Source organism: Kitasatospora sp. NPDC059803, from assembly GCF_042732255.1.
In the GTDB taxonomy this organism is placed as follows: Bacteria; Actinomycetota; Actinomycetes; order Streptomycetales; family Streptomycetaceae; genus Kitasatospora.
Genome location: NZ_JBHWIJ010000507.1, coordinates 1 through 2,799, shown reverse-complemented (window position 1 = coordinate 2,799; position 2,799 = coordinate 1). Strand labels below are relative to the sequence as shown.

At 72.4% G+C, this 2,799-nt stretch carries 4 protein-coding genes; 2 read left to right on the top strand and 2 right to left on the bottom strand.

The features are described 5' to 3' along the window. Positions 1 to 314: ATP-binding cassette domain-containing protein (locus ACFV6I_RS38865; protein ID WP_380430935.1), on the top strand; the 314-nt coding region annotated here is incomplete at its 5' end. 120 nt (positions 315 to 434) lie between these two features. On the opposite strand, the gene ACFV6I_RS38860 is transcribed toward ACFV6I_RS38865, so the two are convergent. Both ACFV6I_RS38860 and ACFV6I_RS38855 read right to left on the bottom strand, forming a co-directional pair. Continuing rightward, positions 435 to 710, bottom strand: a complete 276-nt coding sequence (locus tag ACFV6I_RS38860; protein WP_063346028.1) for a hypothetical protein — start codon at positions 708 to 710, stop codon at positions 435 to 437. 56 nt (positions 711 to 766) lie between these two features. Continuing rightward, complete coding sequence (locus ACFV6I_RS38855) at positions 767 to 2,389, bottom strand: FAD-dependent oxidoreductase (protein WP_380430932.1); 1,623 nt, start codon at positions 2,387 to 2,389, stop codon at positions 767 to 769. 228 nt (positions 2,390 to 2,617) lie between these two features. On the opposite strand from ACFV6I_RS38855, the gene ACFV6I_RS38850 reads away from it, so the two are divergent. Beyond that, positions 2,618 to 2,799 (top strand): hypothetical protein (locus ACFV6I_RS38850; RefSeq protein WP_380430929.1); only part of this gene is annotated, 182 nt, incomplete at its 3' end.

Below are 2,799 nucleotides of genomic sequence, written 5' to 3'. Positions count from 1 at the left end.
GGGGGGCCGGGGGCGCCCCCGCCCCCCAGGCCAACCAGCGGCCCGGCGAGCTCTCCGGCGGCCAGCAGCAGCGCGTCGCCATCGCCCGCGCGCTGGCCAACGAGCCCGGCCTGATCATCGCCGACGAGCCGACCGGCCAGCTGGACTCGGAGACCGGCCGCTCGATCATGCAGCTGCTGCGCGCCGTCGTCCGCAGCGAGGGCGTCACCGTGGTGGTCGCCACCCACGACCCGACGCTGATGGAGCTCGCCGACCGGGTGATCGAGCTGCGTGACGGGCGGATCGTCGAGGAGGCGGCGAAGCCGGCCGCGTAAGGGTGGCCCGGGGTGGACCGGCCTGTCCGGCCTGTCCTGTCCGGGCGGGCCGTCCGGTCGGGCGGTCCGGCGCACCCGGGCGCGGCCGGTGGTGAACCCGGACGCGCTCCGCGAGCCCGTTCAGGGCGCCTTGAGCACCGCCTCGCAGGCCCGGCACCGCCGGGTGCGCTGGGACGGCGGGTACCAGGGCTCGCCGGGCCCGGCCGGGCGGTAGGGCTCCCGTTCGAGGTCCGCCGTGTCGAGGCCGCAGAAGGTCACCGGCCCCGGATCCTCCGGCACGTCCGGATCCGGCGGCGCCGCGTGCACCCAGCGAATCCGCGCGCCCACGTCGACCTCGCCCGCGTCCAGCACCTCCGTGGACGACTCCAGCTCGACCAGCACGACCACTCCGCTCATACCTCGACCCTGCGCCCCTGCGGCGGCTCGCGCATCCGGTGGCGGGCCCCTCCCGGTCAGGCCCCGGGGAGGGTGATCGACTGAGCGTGGTGGAACACCCCGGCGCCGTCCCAGTACGCCTTGGTGCGCTGCAACCGCGGGTAGTTTCCCTTGTAGTAGAGCCGCTGGTAGGCCGGGTCCGGCTGGTCGACCGTGCCCAGGTCGACGTCCGGGTAGTTGACGTAGGCGCCGTCCGTCGCGGTGTCGATCTCCGGGACACCACCGGTCTCCCGGTAGACGTCCCGGTAGAGCCCGGCGAGGTACGCCAGGTGGTCGGCGTCCTGGGCCTCGTCGGTCCAGTACGTCTGGTACTGGAGCTTCATGATCGAGTCGCGCTGGGGGACGGCGGTCTCCCCGGGCCCGCGGGTGTTGATCCGGCAGCCGTAGGAGTCGATCTGCACCAGCGTCTTCGTGAGGTCCACGCCCTCGACGTCCCGCACCAGCCAGTCCCAGAAGGTGGCGATCTGCGCCCGGCTGAACGGCTCGCGGTGGTAGGCCGACTTGTACTTGCCGCGCTGGTTGTCGCCCGACGGGTTGAGCGTCATGGTGGCCTGGAACCAGGGCAGTTGGCGACGCTTCTCCGGGTAGGGCAGGAACAGCCCGCCGGCGCTGTGGGTCTGGACCACCGAACGCGTCGCCATCCCGCGCTCGACGGCCGCCAGGAACGCGTCGAGCGGCGCCGGGTCGTCACCGTCCCACTGGCTCACCAGGACGACGTTCCCGTTGGAGCGGTGGGTGAGCTTGAGGATCGCGAACAGGCCCTGGTAGGTCGGCTCCTGCGGGCCGCTGTGCTCGGCCATGAAGGCACCGAAGTTGCGCACCAGGGTCTCGAAGTCGCCGGGCCGCTTCACCAGTTCGCCCCAGGGCCAGGCGACGCTGCTGAGCCAGACCCGGGGCGGCGGCTTCGGCACGCCGACCGCGAAGTGGTAGCGCAGCACCACCCCGAAGTTCCCGCCGCCGCCCCCGGTGTGGGCCCAGAAGAGGTCCGCCTCCGGGGAGCCCTCGCCGTCGTCGCGGTGCGCCCTGGTCACCACGGCGGTACCGCCCCGCACGGTGACCACGTCGACCTGGACCAGGTGGTCCACGGTGAGCCCGTGCCGCCGCGAGAGCAGGCCGAACCCGCCGCCGCAGATGTGCCCGCCCGCGCCGACCGAGTAGCAGGATCCGGCCGGCAGCGTCACCGCGTACGCGCGGAAGAGCGTGGTGTAGACGTCCCAGTTGGTGGCACCGCCCTCCACGCAGTACGTCGGGTGGCCGAACTTGTCCCTGGCGGCGGCGACACCCCGCATCATGCCGAGGTCGAGGATGACGCCCCCGTCGTTGTCGACGAAGCCCTCGTAGCAGTGCCCGCCGCCGCGGACGGTCGGCCGCAGCCCGTGGTCCAGCGCCCGGTTCAACTCGCCCACGGCGTCCGCCTCGTCGACCACCAGGCGGATGTAGGCGGGGCTGCTGCGCCAGCGCTGGTTGAAGCCCTGGCCGAGCGTCCGGTAGCGGGGATCGCCCGGCCGGACCGACCGCCCCTCCGGCGGCTCCCGGCGCGCACCGGCCGCGGCCGCCGTACCCGTCGGGCCGGCGGACACCCCGGCCGCCGCCGCACCGGCGGTGCCCAGGAATCCCCGTCGGGAGAATGCGCCCTCCATGGCCCGACCTCACTTTCTCGGCGATGAGAGAAGCTGGCGGCGGCACGCTAACACAGGTATTCGAGGGTGGGAATCCTTTAACGAACTAATGTGACTGTACGTCATTTTCGGCGAATCAACGCAGGTCCCGGACCGGTGCGGGCCCGGCGGCCGATTGTCAGTGGTATCGGCTACGGTCCCCGACATCCGAGAAGAATCCGAGAAGAACTCGTTTCCGAGGAGGGCCGGATGGCGATCCACCGTCGCATTCACGCCGCATTTCCCGTTCGCGCCGTCATCCGCGCTCACGCCGTCGTCCGCGTTCGCACGGCCATCCGTGCTCACGCCGTCCTCCGGGGGCTCGGCCGTAAAGCAGGGTTGTGGGGGCGGGCGCCGCCGACCACCACATCCGTTCACGTGTACCTCAGGCC